This is a genomic window from Pseudomonas sp. NPDC089422 (assembly GCF_044749405.1).
Classification (GTDB): domain Bacteria; phylum Pseudomonadota; class Gammaproteobacteria; order Pseudomonadales; family Pseudomonadaceae; genus Aquipseudomonas.
The window spans coordinates 9,875-34,590 of the sequence record NZ_JBIVHW010000002.1 but is presented as its reverse complement, the minus strand read 5'-3'; the positions used below and the strand labels follow the sequence as shown (position 1 = coordinate 34,590).

Annotated in this window: 20 protein-coding genes; 1 reads left to right on the top strand and 19 read right to left on the bottom strand. The window is 65.6% G+C overall.

Annotated elements, in window-relative coordinates; genetic code table 11:
- Positions 1-195 precede the first annotated feature (195 nt).
- From ACIPZ8_RS03840 to ACIPZ8_RS03815, 6 genes are all read right to left on the bottom strand, one after another.
- Complete coding sequence (locus tag ACIPZ8_RS03840; RefSeq protein WP_400719795.1) at positions 196-1,602, bottom strand: efflux transporter outer membrane subunit; 1,407 nt, start codon at positions 1,600-1,602, stop codon at positions 196-198.
- The gene (locus ACIPZ8_RS03835) at positions 1,599-2,474 is read right to left on the bottom strand and encodes an efflux RND transporter periplasmic adaptor subunit (RefSeq protein WP_400719793.1); all 876 of its coding nucleotides are present in this window, start codon (positions 2,472-2,474) and stop codon (positions 1,599-1,601) included. Before ACIPZ8_RS03835 ends, ACIPZ8_RS03840 begins: the two co-directional genes overlap by 4 nt.
- Positions 2,471-2,683, bottom strand: coding sequence for a DUF1656 domain-containing protein (locus ACIPZ8_RS03830; protein WP_016392395.1), 213 nt, complete (start codon positions 2,681-2,683; stop codon positions 2,471-2,473). Before ACIPZ8_RS03830 ends, ACIPZ8_RS03835 begins: the two co-directional genes overlap by 4 nt.
- Positions 2,680-4,767 (bottom strand): FUSC family protein, encoded by a 2,088-nt coding sequence (locus ACIPZ8_RS03825; protein ID WP_400719791.1) that lies wholly within the window; start codon positions 4,765-4,767, stop codon positions 2,680-2,682. The genes ACIPZ8_RS03830 and ACIPZ8_RS03825 overlap by 4 nt, the downstream gene beginning before the upstream one ends.
- On the bottom strand, positions 4,764-5,216 hold the full coding sequence (locus ACIPZ8_RS03820) for a MarR family winged helix-turn-helix transcriptional regulator (protein WP_060486199.1): 453 nt from the start codon (positions 5,214-5,216) through the stop codon (positions 4,764-4,766). Before ACIPZ8_RS03820 ends, ACIPZ8_RS03825 begins: the two co-directional genes overlap by 4 nt.
- A gap of 106 nt (positions 5,217-5,322) precedes the next feature.
- Positions 5,323-6,117 carry a tetratricopeptide repeat protein gene (locus ACIPZ8_RS03815; protein ID WP_400719789.1) on the bottom strand — a complete coding sequence of 265 codons (795 nt, stop codon included), beginning with the start codon at positions 6,115-6,117 and terminating at the stop codon, positions 5,323-5,325.
- Positions 6,118-6,323: 206 nt separating this feature from the next.
- Between ACIPZ8_RS03815 and ACIPZ8_RS03810 the strand changes: the two genes are divergently transcribed.
- Positions 6,324-6,881 carry a WYL domain-containing protein gene (locus tag ACIPZ8_RS03810; RefSeq protein WP_400719787.1) on the top strand — a complete coding sequence of 186 codons (558 nt, stop codon included), beginning with the start codon at positions 6,324-6,326 and terminating at the stop codon, positions 6,879-6,881.
- A 75-nt stretch (positions 6,882-6,956) separates the two neighbouring features.
- Here ACIPZ8_RS03810 and ACIPZ8_RS03805 read toward each other — a convergent pair whose 3' ends face one another.
- The 13 genes from ACIPZ8_RS03805 to bcsE all read right to left on the bottom strand — a co-directional run bounded on the left by ACIPZ8_RS03805 (position 6,957) and on the right by bcsE (position 24,580).
- Positions 6,957-7,820 carry an ABC transporter permease gene (locus tag ACIPZ8_RS03805; protein WP_400719785.1) on the bottom strand — a complete coding sequence of 288 codons (864 nt, stop codon included), beginning with the start codon at positions 7,818-7,820 and terminating at the stop codon, positions 6,957-6,959.
- 14 nt (positions 7,821-7,834) lie between these two features.
- Positions 7,835-8,698, bottom strand: coding sequence for an ABC transporter ATP-binding protein (locus tag ACIPZ8_RS03800; protein WP_400719783.1), 864 nt, complete (start codon positions 8,696-8,698; stop codon positions 7,835-7,837).
- Positions 8,699-8,704: 6 nt separating this feature from the next.
- Entirely contained in the window at positions 8,705-9,724 is a 1,020-nt protein-coding gene (locus ACIPZ8_RS03795; RefSeq protein ID WP_400719781.1) for an ABC transporter substrate-binding protein, read from the bottom strand.
- A 17-nt stretch (positions 9,725-9,741) separates the two neighbouring features.
- A complete protein-coding gene (locus ACIPZ8_RS03790) occupies positions 9,742-10,641 on the bottom strand; it encodes a TauD/TfdA dioxygenase family protein (RefSeq protein WP_400719779.1) in 900 nt (299 codons plus the stop codon).
- Between the two features lie 213 nt (positions 10,642-10,854).
- Positions 10,855-14,376 carry a cellulose synthase complex outer membrane protein BcsC gene (bcsC, locus tag ACIPZ8_RS03785; protein WP_400719777.1) on the bottom strand — a complete coding sequence of 1,174 codons (3,522 nt, stop codon included), beginning with the start codon at positions 14,374-14,376 and terminating at the stop codon, positions 10,855-10,857.
- Positions 14,364-15,476 (bottom strand): cellulose synthase complex periplasmic endoglucanase BcsZ, encoded by a 1,113-nt coding sequence (gene bcsZ, locus ACIPZ8_RS03780; protein ID WP_400719775.1) that lies wholly within the window; start codon positions 15,474-15,476, stop codon positions 14,364-14,366. Before bcsZ ends, bcsC begins: the two co-directional genes overlap by 13 nt.
- Before the next feature lie 2 nt (positions 15,477-15,478).
- The gene (gene bcsB, locus ACIPZ8_RS03775) at positions 15,479-17,761 is read right to left on the bottom strand and encodes a cellulose biosynthesis cyclic di-GMP-binding regulatory protein BcsB (RefSeq protein ID WP_400719773.1); all 2,283 of its coding nucleotides are present in this window, start codon (positions 17,759-17,761) and stop codon (positions 15,479-15,481) included.
- Positions 17,758-20,367: a UDP-forming cellulose synthase catalytic subunit gene (gene bcsA / locus ACIPZ8_RS03770; RefSeq protein WP_400719771.1), complete on the bottom strand. Its 2,610-nt coding sequence runs from the start codon at positions 20,365-20,367 to the stop codon at positions 17,758-17,760. The genes bcsB and bcsA overlap by 4 nt, the downstream gene beginning before the upstream one ends.
- Entirely contained in the window at positions 20,364-21,080 is a 717-nt protein-coding gene (bcsQ, locus tag ACIPZ8_RS03765; RefSeq protein ID WP_400719769.1) for a cellulose biosynthesis protein BcsQ, read from the bottom strand. The genes bcsA and bcsQ overlap by 4 nt, the downstream gene beginning before the upstream one ends.
- Positions 21,077-21,295, bottom strand: a complete 219-nt coding sequence (gene bcsR, locus ACIPZ8_RS03760; protein WP_400719767.1) for a cellulose biosynthesis protein BcsR — start codon at positions 21,293-21,295, stop codon at positions 21,077-21,079. Before bcsR ends, bcsQ begins: the two co-directional genes overlap by 4 nt.
- Positions 21,292-22,914, bottom strand: coding sequence for a cellulose biosynthesis protein BcsG (gene bcsG / locus ACIPZ8_RS03755; protein WP_400719765.1), 1,623 nt, complete (start codon positions 22,912-22,914; stop codon positions 21,292-21,294). The genes bcsR and bcsG overlap by 4 nt, the downstream gene beginning before the upstream one ends.
- The gene (gene bcsF, locus ACIPZ8_RS03750) at positions 22,914-23,093 is read right to left on the bottom strand and encodes a cellulose biosynthesis protein BcsF (RefSeq protein WP_400719764.1); all 180 of its coding nucleotides are present in this window, start codon (positions 23,091-23,093) and stop codon (positions 22,914-22,916) included. Before bcsF ends, bcsG begins: the two co-directional genes overlap by 1 nt.
- Complete coding sequence (bcsE, locus tag ACIPZ8_RS03745; protein WP_400720460.1) at positions 23,090-24,580, bottom strand: cellulose biosynthesis protein BcsE; 1,491 nt, start codon at positions 24,578-24,580, stop codon at positions 23,090-23,092. Before bcsE ends, bcsF begins: the two co-directional genes overlap by 4 nt.
- Positions 24,581-24,716 lie beyond the last annotated feature (136 nt).

Below are 24,716 nucleotides of genomic sequence, written 5' to 3'. Positions count from 1 at the left end.
GGCAGCCGCAATACCTTCGATTACGAATGGGACAAACTAGGCGGACAGCGGTGACCTGTCAGGAGGGACTGGCCCGAAACAGATGTAGGAGCGGATTTATCCGCGATGCGCCGCGCGGGCGGCGCTCGATCTCACAGGCGCTGAATGCGTCAAGGCGGGCACCTGTCAGCCATCACCCAATCTCAAGCCAAAACCTCACTGCTTCCACCCCCCACCCAACGCCAGAAACACCCCAATCTGCCCAATCGCCACTTGGCTATTCGCCGCAGCCAACTGCGCCCGCACATCGGTATAGGCCCGCGTTGCCTGCAAATCCGCCAGGAACGGCTCACGCCCCGCCTGGTAATACTGGTGCGTCTGTTCCGCCGCTACCTTCGCCGACTTCTCCGCTTCGGCCAGCGCATCACGCCGGTCCAGCAGGGCGCTGTACTGTGCCAGTCGGGTCTGGGTCTCGCGGATGGCGTTCAGCACCACCCCGTCGAAATGCGCCAGGGCAGCCTGGGTCGAGGCTTCGGCCATGCGAATGCGCGCACGGGTGCCGTTGGTCGGGATGCTCCAGCTGATCTGCGGGCCAAAGCCCCAGCGATTGGTGGACGGATCGCCGAGGTCTTCGAGGATACCGATGGTGCCGACCTGAGCACCGATGCTGATGTCCGGGTACAGCGCACCGGTGGCCACGCCGATTTCGGCGGTGGCCGCCGCCAGCTGGCGTTCGGCCTGGCGCACGTCCGGGCGGCGCTTGAGCAGGGCCGCGCCGTCGCCCACCGGCACCAACTGGTTGAGGTGCGGCAGCTCGGCGCAATCGGCGGTACCGGCGGGCAACTTATCCACAGGCACGGCCAGGAGCGCCGCCAGGGTGTACATACCCGTTTCGCGCTCGGCCTTGAAGCGCGGCAGTTCGGCGCGCAACGACTTGAACTGGGTCTGCGAGCGGGTGACCTGGGTTTCGTCGCCACGGCCAGCGTCGCGCAGGCGCTGGTTGAGCTTCACGCTCTGCTCCTGCAGGTCGAGCGACTCGCGGGCGATGTGGTATTCCTCGTTGGCCGAGCACACCTGGGTGTAGGCCTTGACCACGTCGGCCACCAGGGTGATGCGCGCAGTGTCAGCAGCGGCCTGCACCGCATCGGCGTTGGCCTTGGCGGCCTCGGTGCCGCGCTTGAAGGTGCCCCACAGGTCGAACTGGTACGAGGCACTGATGATCGCCTCGCCGATGTTGGCCACCGGCACCTTCTCCGGCAGCAGGAAGGCCTGGCCAGACTCCTGCAGGCGCTGGGCGCCGGCCTTGATACCGCCATTGAAGCCGCCCTGGGACTCGGCCACTTCGACCTGGGCGCGGGCCTTGGCGATGTTGGCCGCAGCCACGCGCAGTTCGGTGTTGGCACTCAGCGCCTGGCGCACCAGCTCGTTGAGGCGTTGATCCTGATACAGCTGCCACCAGTCCTCGGGCACCGGCGCCGACACCACACTGTCGGCATCCTGGCGCAGCGGGCCGTTGAGGTCGCTGCGTTGCACCGCCGCATCCTTCGGCACTTGGTAATCGGGGCCGACCATCATGCAGGCCCCCAGGGACAGGCAGAACCCCGCCAGGATCAGCTGTTTCATGGGCGCTGGCCCTCGAGAATCGACACCGTGGCCGTACGCCCGGCGATCATGCGGAAGTCTTCCGGCACCTCGTCGAAAGCGATGCGCACCGGAATGCGCTGGGCCAGGCGCACCCAGCTGAATGCCGGGTTGACGTTGGGCAGCAGGTTGGCGCCGCTGACGCGATCACGGTCTTCGATGCCGGCGGCGAAGCTCTGCACATGGCCGCGCAGGCGGGTGTTGTCACCCATCACGCGGATGTCCACGGCGTCGCCGATGTGGATGCCACCGAGCTTGGTCTCCTCGAAGTAGCCATCGACGTGGTACGAGGTACTGTCGACCACCGACAGCACCGGGCGGCCAGCGCTGACGAATTCGTGATCGCGCGGGGCGCGGTCGTTGAGGTAGCCATCTACCGGGCTGCGTACCACTGAGCGGTCGAGGTTGAGCTGAGCGGTGTCGACCGCCACCTGGGCCTCGCTGACCGCCGAGCGGGCACGGGCCTCGCGGGACTGGCTCTCTTCCAGCTGCTCGGCCGCCACCAGGTTGCCGAGCTTGCGGTTGCGCTGCGCTTCACGGGACGCCTGGGCCAGGGTTTCCTGGCGCTCGCCAAGGGTCGCCTTGGCCTGGCGCAAGGCCAGGGTGAAGCGGTCCTGGTCGATAGTGAACAGCACATCGCCGCGTTTGACCGTCTGGTTGTCGCGCACCTCGACCTTCTGGATCAGCCCGGACACGTCCGGAGCAATCTGGATCACGTCGGCGCGGATGTGCCCGTCGCGGGTCCAGGGGGCGAACATGTAGTACACCACCATCTGCCACACGAGCACGGCGGCGAAGGTCACTACCAGCAAGGTCAGGACCACACGGCCCAGGGTCAGCAAAGGTTTTTTCATGGCAGCATCAGGCTTCGGCAAAAGTGGTCGACCGCACCCAGCAGCACGGCATACAGGGCAACGTTGAACAGCGCCCGGTGCCAGACCAGGCGGTAGAAATGCAGGCGCACCAGCACCGCGTGCACCCCCAGGAACAGCAGGTAGGTGCCAAACATCATCACCAGCAGCGTGGGCAGGAATACCCCGCTGATATCCAGTTCACCGATCACAGGGGCGCTCCATCGAGGCCGGGGGGCAGTAGCGGTTGTTCGGCAGGCTCAAGCATCACCTCGACACCCGGCAGCAAGGCCAGGCGCAGGCCTGCCAGGGCGTGCAGCAGATGAGTGCGGGCATCGCCGCGTTCGTACAGTTCATCCAGGTTCAGCGCCAGGCGCGCGCGCTCCATGTTGCGCAGCAGTGCGGCCGGAGCATGCAGGCGCTCGCCAGCACGCAGGCAGGCGGCGTAATGCGCGCCGACTTCCTCGATCACCGTACCCAGGCGCTCGCGGGCCTGCTGGCCGGCGCGCGGCATATAGGCCAGCAGGTCGAGCAGGTTCAACCCCACGCGCAGGTCGCGCAGCGCCACGCCGCTGTCCTGGCCGGTCTGCGACAGCCGCGGCAGGTGCTGCATGAGGCGGTCGAGCATCTGCACACCGACCTGGCGATGCTCGGCCAGGGTCGCCGGCTCGGTCATTTCGACGATGTCGCGCCAGAGGAAGCGGGTCATGCGCTTGGCCGCCAGTTCCACGCCGAACGGGCGCATCACCAAGGTCCAGATGAAGGCGAACAGCAGGCCCACGGGGCCGGCCAGGTTGGAATTGAGGAAGGTAAAGAAGTCGGCGTCGTAGGCGTCCTGGATACTGATGAACGTCGAGGTGTTGACGATGGTCAGCAAGGTGCCGAGGTAGAAGCGCGGCTGTACGGTCAGGGTACCGACACAGATGAACGGGACCGCGAAGGCCAGCACCAGCATTGGGAAGTCGTGCAGGTTGGGCAGCACCAGGAACAGGTACAGGCTGGAGAAGATCACCGACATCAGGGTCCAGAAGAAGAACCGGTAGATCTGTGGCGCCGGGTCGTCCATGGCGGCAAAGAAGCTGCACGACACGGCGGCGAGGATCACCGCACTGGCGCCGTCGTTCCAGCCCAGGCCAATCCACAGGCCGCAGGCGACGACGATCGCCAGCACCGTGGAGACCACCGAATAGAGCATCAGGCCACGGTCGAAGAACGCCGTCAGCCGGCCCAGGCGCCAGTGGCGGTAGACCGCGCGCCAGGGCTTGGGGTCGTCGGTGCGCAAGGCATGCTGCAAGGCGCAGCAGTCCTGCCACAGGTCGGCCCATTCGGTCAGGCGGTAAAGGGCGTTGGACAGCAGCAGCTCGGCACGCTGATCGAGGGCGGCGGCGCCGGGCTGCAGGCGGTCGATCTGCTCGTGCAAGGCTGTCCAGCGGGCGATGGAGGCGCTGTCGGCGGTGCCTTTGAGCCATTCGCGGGCGGCATCCAGCACCGGCTGGATCTGCAGGTAATGGGCCGGGGCGCGGCCTTCGAGGGCGACCAGGGCATCGTCGAGGGCGTCGATCACCGGTAGCAGGTGAATCATCCGCCCGCGCAGCTCGCGGGCGTTCTTCAAGGTATGCGGGCCGGCACCTTCGTGGCCGAGCTGGCCGATCATCAGCTCCAGCGAGTTGAAGGTGGTGACCATCGCCCCGCGCATGCCACCGACCTTGTCGGCGCTGGCTTCACGGGCGAGGTAGGTGTCGCTGTAGCGGATCGCCTCGGTGAACCAGTTGCCGGTGGCACCCACCACCACCGGGGCCAGCCGGCGCGGCCAGAAGATCGCACCGACCACCGCCGCGCAGACGATCCCCAGGCAGATTTCCTGGGCCCGGGAGGACGCCACGTCGAACACCGCCAGCGGGTTGTCGACCACCGCCAGGGCAATCATCGGCAAGGTGTAGCCCGCCAGCATCAGCACGTAGTTGTTGGCCGTGCGCAGGTTCAGCGAGAGGAACAGCAAGGTGCCGGTCCACAGGGCGATGGCGATGCTCAGCAGCAACGGTGATTGCACCAGCGGCGGCACGAAGAAGATCGCCCCGGCAGCACCGAGCAGCGTACCCACGGCGCGATACACCGCCTTGGAGCTGGTCGGGCCGACGAACGGACTGGAAACGATGTAAACGGTGGCCATCGCCCAATACGGGCGCGGCAACTGCAGCAGCAGGGCGATGTACAGGGCGATCATCGACGCGGCGAAGGTGCGCACGCCGTAGAACCAGTCGCGGGCCGGCGGCACCGAGCTGAAGAAACCGTTCATGCCACCCCGCCTGCAGTACCCAGGCCAGCGGCCTCGAAGGCACGCAACACGCGTAGCGCGGCCTGCAGGTCGGCCTCGTCGATGCCTTGCAGCACGTCATGGCGTACGCGCACCAGCTCGGCTTCGATGGCTTCGGCCAGGCGACGGCCTTCGGCGGTCAGGCTCAGGGCCTTGGCTCGGCGGTCCAGCGGGTCCTCGCTGCGGCAGACCAGGCCTGCCTTGCACAGCTGGTCGAGCAGGCGGACCAACGACGGGCTTTCCAGGCCGGCAGCCTGGGCCACGGCCACCTGGTGCACGCCATCGCCCAGGCGCACGATCATCAGCAACGGTGCGGCGCAGGCCTCGGAAATACCGTAGCCGATCAGGGCGTTGTGGCAGATGCGCCGCCAGTGGCGAGCGGCAACCACCATGCCGCTGCTGACTTGCAGGCGCAGGGAGTCAATGGACATGTGGGGAACCAAGGATATTCATAGTTTGCTAACTATCAATATACGCCTGTGCCTCCCCCTGTCGTCAACCGTGGGCGACGGGGGGCCTTGATGAATTCTTGTTCATTCAGGGCTGAACCTGGTCTTCCAGCTTCATGGTCAGGGCCAAGGTGCTGCCCATCTGCACGGCCCGGTCACGCCAGTCCTGGTAACGCGCATCATCCCGGCTGCTGAAATGCACCGCCAACTCCTCGGCCGCCTGCATCACCCCGGTTGCCGCCGCCAGCTCCAGCCAATACAGCGCGGCCTTGATGTCCGCGTCCACGTACAGGCCATGCAACAAGCGGTAGCCCACTTCGAACCGGCAACGCGCCTCGCCCCGCTCGGCCCCGCGCAAGAACCACTGGTAGGCCTGGCCCGGGTCCACCTGCCAGCCCAGCGCGGCATCGCAGACTTCTTCTTCGTAGAGGTCACCCAGCGCGGCAGCGGCATGCAGCATGCCCCGCTCGAAAGCCTGGCGATAACACTCCTCGGCCTGGGCATAGGAGGTTTCGACACCCTTGCCGAAGTAGTGCTGCTGCCCCAGGTTGAACCACGCCGCCGCATTGCCCTGCAGCGCCGCCATGCGCAGCAGGTGCCCGGCCAGCGCGGTGTCGGCGCGCCAGTACTTGCCGTTGAGCCAGATCCAGCCGAGGTCGTTGAGTGCCGCCACGTTGCCAGCCAGTGCCTGCTGGCGCAGGTCGCTGTACACCGCCTGCAGGTCGTGGGCCTCATCCAGCCGGTTGACCAGCAGCGCGCGCTGGCTGGGCTGCCCTACCCCGGCAAACAGCCGCTGTCGCCTGCCGGCGTGTGTCGGTGGGCAAATCACCTGCTCAGGCAGAAGACGGGCGAGCAGCGAATGGATATTGCTGACAGCAGACATGTTCATCCTCATTGAACGACCCACAGCCCCGACCGCGGCTGTGATGAGGCGTGATTCTGCGCGACGTCACGTCAAAACCTGTCGCGAACGATTCGGGGCAAGGCAACCAATTGCACATTCCTGTATCTGAACGAGTTATGGCTAATTGCCATGACCCGCTCTAGCCGCCATCCTGTTGCGGCAAGCCTAGACAAGGACGTTACCTTTTGCCGTTCGCCACCACCCGCGCCACCCTCAGCCGTCAGTGGGCGCTGCTGCGCCAGTTACCCAGCCGCTCCCCGGGCATTACCAGTGCCGAACTGGTGTGGCGCCTGCGCGATGTGGGCTTCAACATCAGCAAACGTACGGTGGAGCGGGACCTCAATGAGCTGTCGCTGATCTTTCCGCTGGATCGCAATGACAAGAGCATTCCGTTTGGCTGGCATTGGTCGGCGAATATTGCTGGCGAGTTGCGGGGGAATTTCGACCTGCAGGGATATTTGCGCGGTGATGCGCTTCAGCCGGCGCAGGGTGAAGGGATCGAGATGCAGGCCTGGGTCAGCGATCCGTTGGCCAGGCAGTTGCGTGAAGCGCCGTTGAGCGTGGACATGCAGTTGACCGCGCTGGACCAGGGGCATCGGCTGCGGGCCACGGTGGAAGATGGCGGGCCATTGCGCTGGTGGGTGCTGAGCCAGGGGGAAGGCCTGGTGGTCGAAGAGCCGCAGGCACTGCGCGAAGAGATCGCCAGGACCTTGAGCAATGCGGCAGCACAGTACATGAATTAGGCCCCTGCGCTGCCCCTTTCGCGGGTACCCCCCTGTGGGAGCGGGCGTGCCCGCGAAGAGGCCGGCACAGGAAAACTACCGCTGCATGCCCCAACGCCGCACGGTCAACCGCTCCAGGGTATTGAACACCAGCCCCTCGACCAGCAAACCGATCAGGATCACCACCGCCAACCCGGCAAACACCTTGTCGGTATATAGCTCGTTGCGGTTCTGGAAGATGTACCAACCCAGCCCGCCCTTGCCGCTGCTGGCGCCGAACACCAGCTCGGCGGCGATCAGGGTGCGCCAGGCAAACGCCCAGCCGATCTTCAGCCCCGAGAGAATCGACGGCAGCGCTGCCGGCACCAGGATATGCAGGACCAGCCGCAGCCCTTTCAGGCCATAGTTGCGTCCGGCCATGCGCAAGGTTTCCGACACTCCGAGAAAGCCCGCATAGGTATTCAGCGCCAGTGCCCACAGCACCGAATGCACCAGCACGAAGATCAGGCTGTTGTCACCCAGCCCGAACCACAACAGCGCCAACGGCAGCAGGGCAATCGCCGGCAATGGGTTGAACATCGAGGTCAGGGTACCGAGCAGATCGCGACCGAGCTGGGTCGACACCGCCAGGCTGGTCAGGCCGAAGGCCAGCACGATGCCCAGCAGGTAACCCTTGAGCAGAATTACCAGCGACACGCCGACCTTGGCAGGCAGCTCGCCAGTGAGCAGGCCGTCCCACAATGCAGCGGCGGTCTGCAGGAAGGTCGGCAGCAGCAGGTCGTTGCCCTGGTAGCGGGCGATCGCTTCCCACAAGGCGGCGATCGCCACCAGGATCACCGCCTTGCGCAGCCAGCCGTGCTGCCACAGGCGCTGGGCCAACGGTAGATTGCGTTCCACAGGCACACTGAGCAAAGGCTCCAGCTGCACCTCGTATTCCTGGCGCACAGGTGTAGGGGTCATGGCTGAAGCTCCTGTCAGTAGGCAATGCGGATGTCGTTGAAGCCCAGCTCGTCGGCCTGCTCAGGGGCTTCGGTCTCGTCGAACAGCAAGCGATGGATGCGCCGCGCACTGGCCTGGAAGTCCGCGCCGCCGAGGCTGCCGAGGTCGTACTGGTGGCTGTGCACCTCGGCCCGTACCCGGCCCGGATGGGGCGACAGCAGCAGGATGCGGTTGCCGACCACCAGCGCCTCTTCAATGGAGTGGGTGACGAACAGCAAGGTGAAGCGCACCTCCTCCCACAGCAGCAGCAGTTCTTCCTGCATCTTGCGCCGGGTCAGCGCATCGAGCGCGGCGAACGGCTCGTCCATCAGCAGGATCTTCGGCTGGGTCGCCAGCGCCCGGGCGATTGCCACGCGCGCCTTCATCCCGCCCGACAGCATGTGCGGGTAGACATCGGCAAAAGCGGCCAGGCCGACCTTGTCCAGGTAGTGCAGGGCCCGTTCCTCGGCCTCGGCGCGCTTGAGCTGGCCAGACACCACCAGCGGGAACATGACGTTCTCTTTCACCGTTTTCCACGGTGGCAGCTGGTCGAACTCCTGGAACACCACGATGCGGTCAGGGCCAGGGCCGTTGACCGGTTGGCCCTGCAACAGGATCTGCCCTTCCCGGGGGGCGATGAAGCCGGCCACGGCCTTGAGCAAGGTGGACTTGCCGCAGCCCGACGGGCCAAGCAGGACGAAACGGTCGGCACGGTCGACTTCGAAGCTGACCTGGTGGGTGGCCCGCACCACGCGCTGCGCGGTGCGGTACTCGAGGCTCAGGTTGTCCACCTGGAGCAACGGTGGTGTAGCGACACGGCTCAGGTTGCTGGCCGTGTGGCCTGGCAATGGGGCGGTCATGGTCGGTCAGCTCCCTTGCAGCGGGCGTTCATCCTGGAAGAAATAATCCTTCCACGATTCCGGCTTGTGCTTGATGGCGCCAACCCGATACAGGAACTCGGCCAGCTTGTAGGTGTTCTTCGGCGTGACGGTGAACTCGTACTGCGGGTTGTCGATCAGCTTGATCAGTGCGTCGCGGTCGATCTTGGCCTTGGTCACGCGGATGTAGGTATCCGCTGCAGCGGCCTTGTCCTTCTGGGCAAAGTCCGCCGCCTCGGCCAAGGCATCGACGAAGGCCTTGTAGGTCTTGGGGTTGTCGTGACGGAATTTCTCGGTGGCGAACAGCAGGGTCGGCGAGTTGGGGCCGAGCAGGTCATAGCTGTCGAGCACCACATGCACGTCCTTGTTGGCCAGCACCTGGTCCTGGAACGGCGGGTTGGAGAAGTGCCCGTTCAATTCGGTGCCGCCGGCCAGCAACGCGGCGGTGGCATCCGGGTGCGGCACGGCCAGGGTGTACTTGTCGAGGCGGTTGTATTCCTTGTCGCCCCACTGCTGGGCAGCGGCGTACTGCAGGAAGCGTGACTGCACCGAAACCCCCACGGCCGGCACCGCAATGCGGTCCTTGTCGGAAATGTCGGCGATGGTCTTCACATTCGGGTTGCTGCTGACCAGGTAGTACGGAAAGTTGCCCAGCGAAGCCACGGCCTTGACGTTCTGCCGGTCCCTGGTGCGGTCCCACACGGTCAGCAGTGGGCCGACCCCGGCCCCGGCGATGTCCACCGAGCCGGACAGCAACGCGTCGTTGATCGCCGAGCCGCCGGACAGCTGGGCCCAGTCGACGTCGATGTCGATGCCCTGCTCCTTGCCATGCTTCTCGATCAGGTGCTGGTCACGCACCACGTTGAGCAACAGGTAGACGATGCCGAACTGCTCGGCGATGCGGATCTTGCCTTCGGCTTGCGCCACGGCGGGGGCCGCCAGGCTGCCGACAACCAGGCTTGCGCCCAGGCCGATGCTTGCCGCCAGGCGGCTGATGGATTTGCGCATGATGAATTCCTCAGTCGTCAGAACGGGGCATCGCCCTGGATGGTGGTGCGGAACAGTTTGCGGCGCAGGTGCGCGGGGCAACCGGTGGCCAGGTGGATCAGCGATCGGTTGTCCCAGAACACCAGGTCGTGGGGCTGCCACTGGTGGCGGTAGATGTTCTGCTCGAGCACGCTCAGCGCGTAGAGCTGCTGCAGTACGTCGCGGCTTTCGTCATCGGGCAGGCCGACGATGCGGGTGGTGAAGCCTTCGCTGACGAACAATGCCTTGCGGTGGTTTTCCGGGTGAGTACGGACCACCGGATGGATGACTTCCTTGACCTGCGCCAGCTGCTCGGCGGTCAGGGTCGGGCGCCAGTTGCCTTCGAATTTGGTTTCGGCGTAACGGGCGGTGTAGGAGTGCGCGGCACTGCGGCCCTCGACCACCTTGCGCAGCGCCTCGGGCACGGCGTCCCAGGCTTTGTGCATGTCGGCGAACAGGGTGTCGCCACCCTCGCTGGGCAGCTCCTGGGCGTGCAGCATGGAGCCGAGGCTTGGCAGCTCCTTGTACGACAAGTCCGAGTGCCAGAACTTGCCGGCATCGCCCAGGCCGATGTTCTGGCCGTGCTCGACGATGTTGGAGACGATCAGGATTTCCGGGTGGCCGGCGAGCAGGAACTGCTTGAGCACATGGATCTGCAGCTCGCCGAAGCGGCGGCTGAAGGCGATCTGTTGGTCCGGGCTGATGCGCTGGTCACGGAACACCAGCACATGGTGGTCGAGGTGGGCGCGATGAATACGGGTGAAATCCTCGGCGGTGACCGGCTTGGCCAGGTCAAGGCCAATGATCTCGGCGCCGACGGCACCGGAGAACGGGCGGATTTCAAAGGATTGCGGCTGGGCGCTGTCGATGGACGACAAGGCGTTCGAGGCGGCTGGCATGTTTCACTCCCACGCAGTGCGCGACGTCAATGGCGCGCAACGATCAGAAACGCACGGGGATTACCCGTGTGGGTTCAAGTCGTGCGGCGCATCGATTGGTCGACGGGTACGCAGTGAGAGCGACTATAAAGGCATAAGAAAAATAATTTAAATACCGTTAACGCATAACCATATGAAACGGCTCACGCTTGGAAAAGGGGCGCCGGGCGCCCCTCAACGCCACTCGCTGTAAGGCTCCAGCGAGGTGACCGGCAAGGCCAGGTTGCCGCGCCACGGCTCGAACAGGTAGCGCACGTAGAACACGGCATGGCTGGGCGCATAATCTTCGCTGTGCTGCCAGTCGAAACCTCCGCCCAGCGCCCAGCGATCGTTCAGGCGCCGCTCGAAGGCACCATGCAGACGGTAGCCCACGCCGGTGCTGCTGCTGGCATCGGTAGTCGCATCGATGTTCGATTCGATGATGTCGTAGCGCGCCAGCAACTTGCGGTTGAGGCTGTCGTTCGGGTAGAGCCGGCTACTGTCGCTCTTGGCATGGGACAAGCTGACCGATCCCTCCAGCAGGAACGACCAGTCATAGTTGCGCCAGGCATAGCTGACCGGCACACCGATCGACTCGTACCGTTGCGGGCTGTAGTAGCCGCCCTGGCCGAGGCTGTAGCCGCCCAGGTCCTTGTCATAGCGCCAGTTCATCACGGTCAGGCCCACGCGCATGCGCTCGTCAGCCTTCTCCACGGCGCGGTAGTAGTACCCCGCCATGGCGCGGGTGCGCTGGTTGTCGGCAACGTTCTCGCCGTAAAGCCAATGGTGGCCAAGACTTGCCCAGACACCGTGATCACCACCCTGGTCCCAGCTCAGGCCCAGTGTGGCACCGTTGGCCGTAACTCCACCCCAGCGTACGTTGGTAGCCGGGTCGCGCGCGCCAGCGAACGACAGCAGCGAGTTGCTCATTGGCCGGCGCGAGGCCGCCAGCGACCAACCCACCTGCCCCAGGTCACCGTTGACGATAGCGCCGCCCAGCCAGTTGTTGACCTCATAGCCCTGGGTCGTGCCCAGGTCGAAGCCCCAGCGACTGTTCTGCCACCCCATCGCCAGCACACCGCCGTTGGCCGTTTGCGACCCCGCCTGGCACGTCGGCAGCGGCGCGCCACTGCGAGTGACGCCGACAAACTGGCAGGTACCGAAGTCAGCGGTGTTGTTGCCGTTTTCATCAAGGTCGAACGAGCCAGCATCCATCCCGATGCGCTCGACCCGCGCAAACGCCCTGCCGTCTTCCCACGGGGTATCGACATGCAGCAAGGTCGATTGGGTGCTCAGGCGGGAGATGCCGGGCGTGCCGTCGTTCTTGCGCCAGCCGTAGTCATGCATGAGGGTGACGCTGGTATTGCGCTGCTGGTACAGCTCATCGACGTCGCTGCGCAGGCTGCGCGCCAGCCAGTCGTCGGTGTCCTTGGCACGGCTGGCGAAGGTCATGACGCGGTCGTCACGCGGCGACGCCTGCGAGCGGCTGATCATCTGCGCATCGGCCATCGCCGCGGCATACAGATCCAGCGCCCGTTGTGGGTCGTTGGCCGCCACCAGCCTGGCTGCGTCGCGGCGCAGCAACGGGTCGGGCAGCGTCTGCCTGGCGGCAACATGCTCCAGCAACCTTGCGGCTTCTTCCTTCTCGCCCAGGGCGACCAGCACTTTAGCATAACGGCGTTGGGCATCGCTCTGCTCATCGGTCAGCTGCAGCGGTTGTGCATCCAGCGCCTGGCGCACACGGGCCAGGTCGCCTTCGGCAATCCAGCTCTCCATCACGCCCAGTCGGGCCTCAGCACGCTGCGGCTGAACCTGCAGCACGCGCTGGTAGTAACCCAGCGCCTTGCGATGATCGCCCCGCTGTGCCTCCCAGTCCGCCATCAGCAACAGGTCGTCAGGGTCACCCTCGCCGTGGGCCAGGCCGGCTTCCAGCACGGCACTGGCTTCGTCGGTGCGGCCCTGGTCCTGCAGGCGCTGGGCCTGGGCCAGGGTCATGCGCCGGCGCACGCGCTTGTCGAGGGTACGCATGTCGTCGGTCCAGGCGCCTTGCGGCACGGCGTGCAGGGTGTCCTGGACCTGTGCATCGCGGTCGCTGGATTCCAGGTACAAGCCATGGGCGTAACGCGTGGCAGGATCGGCCGGTTGGCGCTGCAATACGCGGCTGAATGCGGCGTCTGCCTCAGCGTTACGGCCCTGCTGACGCAGGCTGTTCGCCAGTTGGTAGGCCAGCCAGGGCTCATCGGGCGACAACGCTGCAGCCTGCTCCAGCAGCCGGCTGGCGGTCGCCCAATCCTGCCGTTGCACGGCGGCATCAGCCTGCTCGCGCAGGCGGCCAAGCGCCAGACTGCGACGCAGGCTGGCGAACTGGGCCTGTTGGGCCGCAGGCAGGCTGCTCAGATACGCTTCGGCCTTGTCTGTCGACTGCGCCTGATAGATCCGCATCAGGCCGCGCACCGCGCTTTCATTGCCCGGTACCTTGCGCTGCACCTGCAGGTATTGCCGCTCGGCACTGGCCAGGTCACCTTCGGCGAACGCCACATCGGCCAGCCCCAGCATGGCGAATTCGTCGTCAGGGCGCTGCTGACGCGCCTGCTGGTAGAGCGAACGGGCAGTGCGCAGGTCCTGTTTTTCCAGCGCGCTGTCGGCCCGTTGCAGCATTCCCCAGTACTGGCTGGAAGCTTCGAGGTCTTTCCACTTACTCATCAGGCGGGTGTTCTGCTCGATGGTAACGGCCTGGTGGAATGCCGCATTGGCTTCCCCATAGCGGCGCTGCCGCATCAGCGCAACGCCGAGCGCGCCGTGCAGGCTGGCATCATCGGCATAGCGGCGCAGGGCCAGGCGCAGCTGCGCTTCGGCCTGGACGTTGCGGTCCTGGTCGAGCAAGGCCTTGCCACGCTGCCCGGCCTGCCAGGCCGGGTCGGCCACCAGGGTGCGTTGCTGCTTGAGGTTGTCACTGGCCAGCGGCAACAGCGGCGACGCCGGATAACGCTGAACGAATGCCTGCCAGGCAGCGACGCTGCTGGCACTTACTGGTTGCTCGGACAGGTAGTCGAACTCGCGCTGTGCGGCGGCGTCGCGCGCCGTCGGGTCGTGCGACAACTGGTCGAGGATGGCCAGGGCTTCGCTGTCGCGGTCCTCGCTGAACAGCCAGGCGGCCAAGGTCTGGCGCAGGCCGACATTGCCTGGGTATTGGCGATCCAGCTGCTGCAACTGGCGGATCGCTTCCGGCCGCTGACCGGCCAGGTTGCCGCGCACACGCCAGTAGTCCAGGGCCAGGTCGAGGCTGGGCGGCTCGCCGCCGAACAACTGGTCATAGGCGACCCGGGCCTCGTCATAGCGCCCGGTCACCGCCATCAAGCGTGCCTGCTGCAGGCGCTGCGCCTGCTCCGGCTGCTGCAGCGCCATCAGACGCCGAGCTTGCCGATCCTGAAGGCTGCCGGGCGCCAGTTCGCTGATGCTGGCACGCAGTTGTTCGGCTTCTTCAGGTTTCTGCTCACGCAGCGCCAGGCTCAAGGCAGCCAGCAGGGCGTCAGGGTTGCGCGGTTCCAACAGGCGCAACCTGGCCAGAGCATCGTGAATCAGGTCATCGCGGTGCAGCGCCTCGCCGATACGCACCTGTTCCAGCAGCCATTGGCGCTGTTCATCGCGGTCCTTCGGTTGCGCAGCCACGGCACAGGACAATGCGGTCAGCGTGAGCACGCCGATCATTCGGAACATGGAGCACTCCAGGCGGGCAGCAGACGACCTTGGTTGTCGAAGCGATAACGGGCTTGGTCCCAGCCTTGACCGAACAGGGCAAGGACCTGGTTGTAATACGCCTGTGGCTCGGCAGGCTGCTCGCGCAACCTTTTGCGCTGGGCTTCAAGCGCAGCGTGGCCATCTGCGGCGTTGGCCAGCAGCGGCAACAACGCGGCGGAAAAGCCCACCGGGCCATGGCCGCTCTGTTTGCCAGTGCGGGCATCGACGCTCTCAGGCGGCAAGCCGCCCTGGGCAGTGGCGGCAACCATCGGTGCAAAGTGACGCAGCAGCTCGTCGCGCTGCGCTGCACCGTTGGCCAGCATGCCCAGCCACAGGTACACGCGGATGGCGTCATAGTCCCCGGCACTGCCGTGCTCGGGGTCGGGCTCGATGGCTGCCGCCGGTGTCCACAGCAGCCAGTCCGGGGCAAAGCCCTTGGGCGATGACTGCAACCAGAGGCGGCGGACGTTGCCGGCCAACTCGCCCCATAGCGGGTCCACCAGGGCAAAGCGGTCGAACAGTTGCGGCGGCAGGTAGCTGGGGTTCAGGCGCCAGCCACGGTTGCCGTCGAAGCCGTAGTCCGCCGGCAGCAGCATCACACCCAGGCCCGGCAACTTGCGCACGGTCTGCGCAGCGATGCGCCAGAGCATCTGCGTGCCCAGCCGGGCATACGCCGGCTCATTCCACAGCCGCCCCGCTTCGAGCAGGCTGTAGGCGATCCACAGGTCGGCATCGCTGGCATTGTTGCTGTCCAGCACCTGCCATTGCTGTTGCTTGTCGCGCCCCCAGAGCCAGGCCGGCAAGTGCCGGGCAAGGTCGCCTTCGGCGAGGTTGTTGCCGGTCCAGCGCAGCAGGTTGTTGAACGCCTGGCGGTCGTTGCCGACCAGGGCGAAGAACAGCCCATAGCTCTGCCCTTCGGAGGTGGTGACCAGGCGCTCGTCACTGCGGTCGAGCACCCGGCCATCCGCACTCATCAGGTCGGTCTTGAAACGCTCCCAGGCCGGCCACGGGCACGCCGTCGACGCGCTGGCGACAGTGGGCATGGACAACACCAGCAGCAAGGCCAAAAGCCGGCGCATGGTCAATCGGCCCCGCCCAGGCGACGGCGCCCGGCCCAACGCAGCGCACGCCACAGCAGGAAGGCGAACAGCAGCACGCTGATGACGGCAATCACCGCGATCAGTGTCGGGTAATCGGAGAGGTGGAACCACAGCAGCAGCCACCATGGCAGCTGGCCAACGTAATAGTGCTCGCCCACGAACTGGCTGCTGACACCGCTGCTGCGCACCAGGGCGACGGAGCCTGCCACGGCGTCGAGCTTGCCGGAGTCGACCAGCACTTCACGCAGCAAGGCGTACGCGTCATCGGAGCTACCCAGCAAGGCAACGACGCTGCGCTGCTCGTGGAACGGCGACTTCAGCCCGGTGATCGCGGCGATCGGCGCCTGTGCACTGACTTCGATGCGGTTGTTGGACACCACGGGCGCCGTGTCGAAGCGGCGGTTGCCAGGTTGCTCCACCGCCCGCCCCTGCACCATCCAGTCGCGCTGCGCGTTCAGCAACAAGCCCAGGTTCGGCTGATCGTGCAGGTCTTCGGGCAGGCTGCCAATCAACAGCAGGTCGGCATCGGCATCCGCAGCCTGTTTCCAGTTGTCGCTCAAGCGCACATTCAGGGCCGGGTAGCCCACCTGCCCGCCGATGCTGCTGATCACGTCAAGCAAGACACCGACCTGCATCGCGGTGGGCTTGGCCGGTACCACGACCAGGGTCTCGGAGAGGTCGGCCATGCGGCTGTAAGGGAAGCCGCTGCGCACGAAGGCACGCAGGTCAGGCATGGCCATGTAGTGGTAGTAGCCGGACAGGTCGATGGTCGAGTTTTCGTCGATCGCCGCACGTACGTCTACCGGCAGGGTGGTCTGGCAGTGGTCGCGCTGGGCGCTGCCCAGGGTGCTGGCGAAGCTGAAGTCGAACCGCAGGCGGTTGCGCGCACCGATCTTCAAGGCCGGGACCAGCGATTGCTCGGTCAGGGCGGTGCTGTCGGTAGACAGCACATTCAGGCGCATCTCTTCCAGGGTGCTGCTGCGGCGGTCGTTGCCCACCAGCGGCATGCTGGTGATGTACTGGTCGTTGACGCTGATGCTCAGGCGCGACTCATCGGTGACCGCTGGCGGCGTGTAGCGGTAGAGGGTCTGCAGCGGAATGCCCTGGTTGCGCCAGACGAACAGGTCTGGCGGCAGGTTCACGTCGAGGGTGATCGGCCGTGGCTGCAAGCCGCTGACCTGCAGTTGCTCGGGGTAGTCGAGCAGCTCGGAGAACCGCACCGGGCGGTCGGTACGCGTCCAGTTCGGCGCATCGTAAGGCTTGCGTGGCTGCAGCGCGGTCATCTGCTCGACCTTGACCCGCGAGCCGCGGAACAGGTCGCTGCCGACGGCCAGCGCCGAGGCAGCCTTGACCAGGTCTTCGTCATTGCGGCCCAGGACCAGCAGCAGCTTGCTCCAGCGATCGCTCGGGTGATCGATCAGTTGCACCACCGGGCCGTCGACCGCCGGGAATTTTTCCAGGTCGGCGAGAAACGCCGGGCGCCGATCATTGGTGGCGAAGACAATGGCTGGCTGTGGTTTGTCGCCGCTGGCCGGCAGGCTGTTGAACGACACCGGGAAGGTCGCCTTGCGCCAGCCGGCCTTGCTGCCGAAGTACGACGCCAGGATGGCAGCGGCACGCTGCTCGCCCAAGGTCGGGGTGTCGGCAAACACCACCGGCAGCTCGACCTTGCTGGTATCGCGCGCATCGAAGAACGGTAGCGGGAAGTAGGCCAGGTCATTTTCCAGCGCCAGCGCCTGCTCGCGCAGTTGCACCTGGCTCTTGCGGTTGACGTTCAGCCACAGGCCGCTGTGCGCCGGGTCTTCACAGATATCGGTGTAATGCCCGACGAACTCCAGGCGCACCCGGTTGAAATCGCTGATCAGTTTCGGGTCCAGCTGCAGCTGACGACGCACGCGCTGGCCGAGTTGGTCCTTGTCGATCGGCACCACCCCCATCAGCTCGTCGTTGAGGTACACGCGCAGATGCGACAGGTTCGGCAGCAGCGCTGGCGACGGGGTGTAGTCCAGTTGCAGCACGGCGTCGGTGGCCAGGCGATCCCGGCGCAGGCCGAACTCGATGTTTTCGCTGTTGCGAACGCCCAGCATCAGGCTGTCGGCCGATCGGCCAAGCTGCTCGAAGGTCTGGGTGACGGGCCAGTTGGGCACCGATGGCTCGGCCGGCATGGCAAGGGGGGCTACAGCGGCGACAGCAGCGTTCTGGAACAGCGAGGCAAGCAGCGCCATCGCCAGGCCCCAGGTGCGTGCGGGATAACGAGTCATCATGCGTCTCGGTCAGCAAGGTTCGTGGAAGGAAGAGGTCGGGGTGTATGCGGCAGGTAGCTGGCCAGCCAGCGCAGCAGTGCGTACAGGGGCAGCAGCCAGCCGCGCAGCCAGATGGGGGTGTGCTCGATCATGCGCAGGTAGCCGACACCGCCCAGCTTGAGCACGTCCATCAGGCTGCGCAGCGGGCGGTCGGCTTCGTGCTTGTCCTGCCAGCCCAGCCAGGCATCGGCGCGGGCGAAGGTGCAATGCACCAGGTCGATGCGCTGCTGCTGGTTGAGGCCCTCGAAGGTCAGGCCCACATGCCGGCCGACAATGCGGGTAACCCGTGCATTGAAGGCAAACTCACGCTGCCCGCGGCTCAGCAGCAGGCGCACGCGTTCCCCTGAGGCCGGCTTCACGCCATCGCCCAGCTGCAGGCCGATGCCGCCATCGGAGTAGTCGACCAGGGTGCACGGGAAAGCGTGGCCACTGTCCAGCAGCAGTGCGGCCGGCAAGTGCATCTGCACGCGGTGTGCACGGCGCACCTGGCGCACTTCGGCGGCCACTGCGCAGGCGGCGCCGAGGATCAGCAGGTTGTAGGTCACCCACAACGAACTGACGATGACCGTGCCGATTTCCGCAGCCGGGCCGGTGAACAGGCGCCAGACGGCAAAGCCCAGGCCGGCCACATTGAGGCCCGCGAGGAACAGGTACGGCTGGGCGATGCGCCAGTCAAACTGGCCCTCTTCCATCAGGCCGCCCTTGGCGGTGACGTTGAACTTGCCCTTCTTCGGCGCGAACAGCGCGACCGTGGTCGGGCGGGCGATGTACCAGGCCAGCACGGTCTCGTACACCTCGCCCCAGAAGGTCTGCCGGTACTTGCCCTGCATGCGCGAGTTGGTGAGGCTGGCGTGGATCATGTGTGGCAGCACGTACAGCAGGATCATCACGGCAGGCGCGTAGATGATGTAGGCGTGCAGCAGCAGGAACGCCAGCGGCGCGGTGAGAAAGACCAGCCGCGGCAGGCCGGCCAGGAAGTGCAGCATGGCGTTGGCGTAGCAGATCCGCTGGAACAGGCTCAGGCCGCGGCCGAACAGGGGGTTGTCGGTACGGAAGATCTGCACCATGCCGCGCGCCCAGCGAATACGCTGGCCTATGTGCGCCGACAGGCTCTCGGTGGCCAGGCCCGCAGCCTGGGGAATGCCCAGGTAGGCCGAGGTCCAGCCCTTGCGGTGCAGGCGCAACGCGGTATGGGCATCTTCGGTGACCGTTTCCACGGCGAAGCCACCAATGTCTTCTATCGCGGTGCGCCGCAGCACGGCACAGGAGCCGCAGAAGAAGGCAGCGTTCCACATGTCGTTGCCGTCCTGGATCAGCCCATAGAACAGCTCGCCCTCGTTGGGACGGCGGCGGAACGAGCCCAGGTTGCGCTCGAACGGGTCGGGCGAGAAGAAGTGGTGAGGCGTCTGCACCAGCGCGAGTTTCGGGTCCTTGAGGAACCAGCCGACGGTCATCTGCAGGAAGGAGCGCACCGGCACGTGGTCGCAGTCGAAGATGGCGATCAGCTCGCCGTCGGTGACCCCCAGCGCATGGTTGAGGTTACCGGCCTTGGCGTGGTTGTTGTTCGGCCGCACGATGTAGCCCACGCCGACCTCGGCGGCGAAGGCGCGGAATTCCGCACGCTTGCCATCGTCGAGGATGTAGATGCGCAGGCACTCGCGTGGCCAGTCCAGGCCCAGGGCAGCGAGCACGGTGGTACGCACCACCGAGAGGTCCTCGTTGTAGGTGGGGATCATCAGGTCGACCTTGGGCCAGTGTGCCGGGTCTTGCGGGAGGTTCGCCGGTTTGCGCTGCAGCGGCCAGCTGGTCTGGATGTAGCCGAGGATCAGCACGAACCAGGAGTAGGTTTCCGCCGCGAGCAGAATCACGCCGCAGACCAGGTCGAGCGTGTCGTTCCAGTTCAGGGTCGAGGTGTAGCGCCACCACAGGTAGCGGCAGGAAATGATCGTCGACAGTACGATCAGCATCAGGGTCGGGAAGCGGCCTGGCATGTAGCGCACCAGCATGGCGATGCCCCACAGCAGGAAGATGAACACCAGCTGCGCCAGGTAGCCGAAGGGCTCGGTCACGCAGAGCACCGCCAGCAGCACGGCGAACGCGGTGAGCACGGTAAAGAACAGGCGCCGGCCGAACACACTCAGCTGGCGAAGGCGCCGGGCGGCACCTTGCTGCAGGTCGCTGTCGCGAAAACGTGCCGGCACCTGGCCCATGATTTCGGCCACCCGGGCGCGGCAGTTGCGCAGCACCTGCAAGGCGCCGCGCAAGTAGCCGGCCGCGAACGACAAGATACGCAGCGGCCGACCAGGTTTACGCGGCTGAGGCACTCGCCGCAGCAGCAGCCAGATGCACTGGATCAGCAGCCGCAGTGGGTCGCCAAGCGATGGTCGCTTGCCGACGAACTGCGGGAACAGGCGCTGACGTTCGGCCAGCAATGCCTGCCAGGCAGGTGATTCGAGGCGCAGGAACAGGTATGCCAACCACACACCCAGGGTGAACAGCAGGGCAACCGCCCGCTGTGCGCCGCGTGCGGTGAAGTGGGCGTAGGCCGAGCGGGGGGTCACGTTCACGCTTCACGCCTCGCCAGGCAACGTACCGCCAGGCTTTGCACATCTCGGGATGCCAGGCACTGCGGGGCGTAGTGGCCGACCGGCGCCTTGCAGGCGAAGGCCTCGACGAACGCTTCGTCACGGTGCACCAGCTGCATCGGCAGGCGCTTGCGGAACAGGTCACGCCACACCATCAGCACATCGCTCTGCAGGGCGCTGGCAGGGTCGAAACGGTTGACCAGCAGCAGGTCGTAACGCTCGACCTGCTGACGGCCAAGCAGGATGTGGCTGGTCATCTCGGCCTCAGCCACCAGGATGCGCATGTCGGTGACAAAGGCAGACGTCGCCTTGGCCGTTACCGGGTGAGGCAGGTCGAACAGCAGCCAGTCGAAATGCCCGGCCAGGGCCGCCTGACGAGTACGCCAGACTTGGGGCTGCTGATAGCCGTTCACGTCACCGAGGCGGTGGGGCGCCACTTCACCAAAGGGGATCAGGCACAGGCCGTCGAGGACCTCATAGAGCGTCTCGTCGTAGGGTCGCCCCTGCAGCTCGGCGCACGCCCAACCATCGCGCTGCTCGAGCGGCAGGTTGAAGTGCAGGCCCAACAGGTTGTCCGGGCTCATGTCGACCAGCAGCACGCGCTCGCCCAGCTCACGCAAGGCATAGCCCAGCGCCGCCAGCAGCGCGGTACGGCCCAACCCGCCACGCAGTCCATGCAAGGCCAGGCTGATCATGACTGCACGGCCTCCGACCGCTCGGGCCGTACCAATACCGCTTCTTCCCGCAGGGCCATGCAGCTCTCGCCCAGCAGCGGCCAGCGCTGCAACGCCTGCTGCACACCGACCATCATGGAAATGTCCTGATAGCTCAAGGCAGGCATGGCCAGGTACTGACGCAACTGGGCGATATCGTCACTGCGGTCGGATGGGTCAGCTTTGCCAGACTTCATGGGCTCTCCTTGGGAACAGGCTGCCAATCCGGCTGGCCTTGCAGACGCATATAGGTTTGGCCCTGGTAGTCCAGCACCTGGGCGCCGGAGGTTTCCGACACACGCTCGGTAGTCGGCAGGTCGGTCAGCAGGCTCGGCAGGTCGAGGGTCTGCCCCGCTCCGAGGCCGGCATACACACGAGAAACCAGCTCGGACAGCGCCAGGAAGCTGGTCGGCGCGGTAACCCGCAACGGCTCGCCCCGCGCTGGCTGGCCCATGCCAATGAACTTGAGGCCGACCGGCACATGGGTGATCGACGGGGTCGGGATCTCACGCATGCCGGACAGCTGCATGCGGTCACCGTGCAAGGCCGCGCCGTGCTCGGGAACGATGGCGACCACCACCCGACGGCCGCTGGCTTCGAGCTCATCGAGGAACTTGCCGAGGTCGCCGAACAGGCGGTTGGCACGCGTGGCGTAATCGGCCGGGCGCGTGCCGCCGTCGGCAGTCACCATGCGGTTGCCGTCATGCAGGCTGATGGTGTTGTAGAACAGCGAGACGTGGTCGGCGCCAGAGCTCTTGCGCTTGCCCCACCAGCCGTGCAGCACGTCCAGGTCGCCGGCGATCGGCGAGCCATCGAAGCTGACCAGCGCCCGCGGGAAGTCGCTGACGCTGAAGCCCGGCTGCGGCATGTGCTGGGTGGTGATGTCGCCGATGAAGTTGTCGAAGCGCCCGCTGTGGTTGAGCAGTGTCTGGCTCTGGAACCCGAGCTTGGCCAGGTTCTGGAACAGCAGGCACTGTTCGGGCGCCTGCTGGTACAGGCCCGCATGGGACGACTGGCCGCAGCTGGCGCGGAGCATGCGAATCGCCGCCGGCCCGCTGTAGGAGGTGGCCGAGTTGAACTGATCGAAGACCACGTCCAGGCGCGAGAACAAGGCATTGTCGTGCATGCCGACGGCCGAGAGGTCATCCCAGGCCAGGGAGCACACGTTGATCACCAGCAGATCGAACGTCTGCTCGTCAGGCTTCACGGCGGGGAACGTGGTCACCCGTTGCCGCTCGCTGGCGAAGAAACGCTCCAGCCAGGCATTCAGGGTCGCCGTATCGGCAACGGCCGCAGCCGGAGCCGCCGTGGTAGCCGAGGCGGCTGCACCGGCAACCGCTGGCTGGCCGCCACCGATGCTCAATGCCGGCAACCCGCCGACCGCCAGCCATGCCAGGCCGGCCAGGCTCAAGGTACTCAGGCGCAGCCAATGACGCAGGAACAGGTAGCCCACCAGCAGCAGTACCAGAGCGCCCATCAGGTTCCAGTTGATGAACCTGGTCAGCAATTCCAGCAGGTAATCCCACGAGAAATCGAGCACCCCCGGCTGCTCCAGCAAACGCCGGAACGGTGGCAGCCAGGTGTCGTGATAGAACAGCGCGATGCCCACAGGTACGGCCACGACCTGGCGCCCGATACGCAGCCAGCGCCCCGGCAACGGGATCAGCAGAAATGCCGCGAACAGCAGGTTGGGCAGCGCCTGGAAGTCGAGCATGCCAACCGCGACCAACAGGAACTTGGCCAGGAAATAGAGGTTCCAGGCACCCAGACCGTGCCAGCGGGCCGGTACCTGGGCAGAAAATGTCGAACTAGTCATTATTCAGAGTCCTGACGCACCACACGGCGGCGTACACCTACCGGCTTCAGGTAACGGGGTCGCAAAAGGCGGTTCAGCCAGCCCTGCACGGTGGCACGCACGCTCACCACGAACAGGACCAGGATCAAGGTAACCAGCGCACTGATGCCGACTACCTGAAGCAATTGCACGAAGTTCATGCTGCCCCTCCATGGCCCAGGGCGATCTGCCGAGGCACTAGGGTGGGCCGCTTGTGCGCCGCTGGCAGTGCCATCGACTCGGCCAGCGGCGGCTGCGGTACGGTTTCGTCGAGAAACGCCGCAGCAGACAGGCTGTCGAGGCTGACCAGAAGATCCTGGCTGATGAACAGCTCCTTCCAGGACAACTGGAAGATATGGTCCAGCGCCTGTTCGACACCTTCCGAACGGCAGGCGAACAGGAACAGGAACAACACCTCGCCGACCACGCAGGCGATGTCGCCATCGCGGCGGAACACCGTGCGCGAGCAGGCCTGCAGCGGGCTCAGGCCCGGAGCCGGGCGCAGCACCAGCAGCTGGTGGACGATTTCACCGTTGCGATGGCCGTGCCACATCTGCTGCACCGCTTCGGCGAACACCCGCGGTGCCACCAGGCCGCACACCGGCATTGGCCGCAGGCGAGCGAGCAAGGCGTCGAAATCGGCCGGCAGGTGGCGGCGCCAGATATAGCCCTGGATGCTGTCGACCATGGTCAGGAAGCGCGAAAGGCTGGCGCCGAACGGTACGATCTGGCTGGCACCACAGGCCAGCAACAGCTGCTCGTCCTGGTAGCGCAAGGTCGGCGCCATTTCCCGCACCACCAGCTTCAGGGCATTGCCACGCAGTTGCCGCAAGGCGTGCAACTGACGGGCGAGGATATCGAGGCGCTGGCCACCGTCCATGGCAAAGATCACGGTTGCCGACACGGCGCGACTGGCCTTGGCGCCAACCTCGCTGATGCTGTCGAACACCTGCCAGTGCTCCGACAATGCTGGCGCACCTTCGAGGACCTGGCTCTGGGCCAGGCAGAGCAGCTCGTCGCCGCCGGCATCGGTCAACGGCAGAGGCCGATTGGCAACGGCAAAACCACCGGCATGGCGTGCAAGTTCCAGGTCCTGGGTGCCAGCAACACCGAGGCTGTTGCTCCAGAAGTGCTGCAGGTAACGCGTGCCACCCTGGCCGCGATACAGCTGGGCGAGCCCGTCCAGCGACTGGTTGAAGGCGCGCAGGCGCTCGACCAGCGAGGCGCTCTGCCCTTCACTGATCACCAGAATCAGCGCACTGGCCGCAATCGCCGCCTGGCGCAGTGCCAGGCACCAGTGCTCGGCCTTGCCGTCTTCCCAGGCAGCCGATGGCACGATGGCCAGCAGCACTCGGCCAGGCAAATCGATACGCGGCAGGTCGTTTTTCAGGTGCAGGATGGCCCGCGTGTCGGCCTCGAACAACGTCAGTTCGCCAGGCCCGCAAGCGGGATCGAGGCCTTCGAGGGCTTCCTGAATGACGCGCGCACCACCGAGCAACGCCGCCCGGCCTTGTTCAGGCATGGCTTCGATCACTTGGCGGCAGAGCGTAGCGGCGTTTTCTGTGGTGTCACAGGCCAACCAGTACAGGCCTTGCTCATGGAACTGACTATGCTCGGCACCTAGTCCGGGAATAGCCAACAACGGAATACTTTTCGTCAAAACGATGACTCTGAATTCGAAATCGGAACTGATTCAAAGACGTAGGCCGCACGTATGCTTCAGCGGCTTTTTGACGAACAAAAGTGTCAAAAATACGACGCATGCAGATTGGGCTTTACTTTAG

What these genes read in the sequence shown, in the direction of transcription:
- bcsF (WP_400719764.1), bottom strand. Translation starts at nt 23,093, where the DNA reads ATGAACTTCGTGCAATTGCTTCAGGTAGTCGGCATCAGTGCGCTGGTT.
- bcsG (WP_400719765.1), bottom strand. Translation starts at nt 22,914, where the DNA reads ATGACTAGTTCGACATTTTCTGCCCAGGTACCGGCCCGCTGGCACGGT.
- bcsR (WP_400719767.1), bottom strand. Translation starts at nt 21,295, where the DNA reads ATGAAGTCTGGCAAAGCTGACCCATCCGACCGCAGTGACGATATCGCC.
- bcsB (WP_400719773.1), bottom strand. Translation starts at nt 17,761, where the DNA reads ATGATGACTCGTTATCCCGCACGCACCTGGGGCCTGGCGATGGCGCTG.
- bcsC (WP_400719777.1), bottom strand. Translation starts at nt 14,376, where the DNA reads ATGTTCCGAATGATCGGCGTGCTCACGCTGACCGCATTGTCCTGTGCC.
- ACIPZ8_RS03825 (WP_400719791.1), bottom strand. Translation starts at nt 4,767, where the DNA reads ATGAACGGTTTCTTCAGCTCGGTGCCGCCGGCCCGCGACTGGTTCTAC.
- bcsQ (WP_400719769.1), bottom strand. Translation starts at nt 21,080, where the DNA reads ATGATCAGCCTGGCCTTGCATGGACTGCGTGGCGGGTTGGGCCGTACC.
- ACIPZ8_RS03790 (WP_400719779.1), bottom strand. Translation starts at nt 10,641, where the DNA reads ATGCCAGCCGCCTCGAACGCCTTGTCGTCCATCGACAGCGCCCAGCCG.
- ACIPZ8_RS03815 (WP_400719789.1), bottom strand. Translation starts at nt 6,117, where the DNA reads ATGTCTGCTGTCAGCAATATCCATTCGCTGCTCGCCCGTCTTCTGCCT.
- ACIPZ8_RS03820 (WP_060486199.1), bottom strand. Translation starts at nt 5,216, where the DNA reads ATGTCCATTGACTCCCTGCGCCTGCAAGTCAGCAGCGGCATGGTGGTT.
- ACIPZ8_RS03840 (WP_400719795.1), bottom strand. Translation starts at nt 1,602, where the DNA reads ATGAAACAGCTGATCCTGGCGGGGTTCTGCCTGTCCCTGGGGGCCTGC.
- ACIPZ8_RS03795 (WP_400719781.1), bottom strand. Translation starts at nt 9,724, where the DNA reads ATGCGCAAATCCATCAGCCGCCTGGCGGCAAGCATCGGCCTGGGCGCA.
- ACIPZ8_RS03800 (WP_400719783.1), bottom strand. Translation starts at nt 8,698, where the DNA reads ATGACCGCCCCATTGCCAGGCCACACGGCCAGCAACCTGAGCCGTGTC.
- ACIPZ8_RS03805 (WP_400719785.1), bottom strand. Translation starts at nt 7,820, where the DNA reads ATGACCCCTACACCTGTGCGCCAGGAATACGAGGTGCAGCTGGAGCCT.
- ACIPZ8_RS03835 (WP_400719793.1), bottom strand. Translation starts at nt 2,474, where the DNA reads ATGAAAAAACCTTTGCTGACCCTGGGCCGTGTGGTCCTGACCTTGCTG.
- bcsZ (WP_400719775.1), bottom strand. Translation starts at nt 15,476, where the DNA reads ATGCGCCGGCTTTTGGCCTTGCTGCTGGTGTTGTCCATGCCCACTGTC.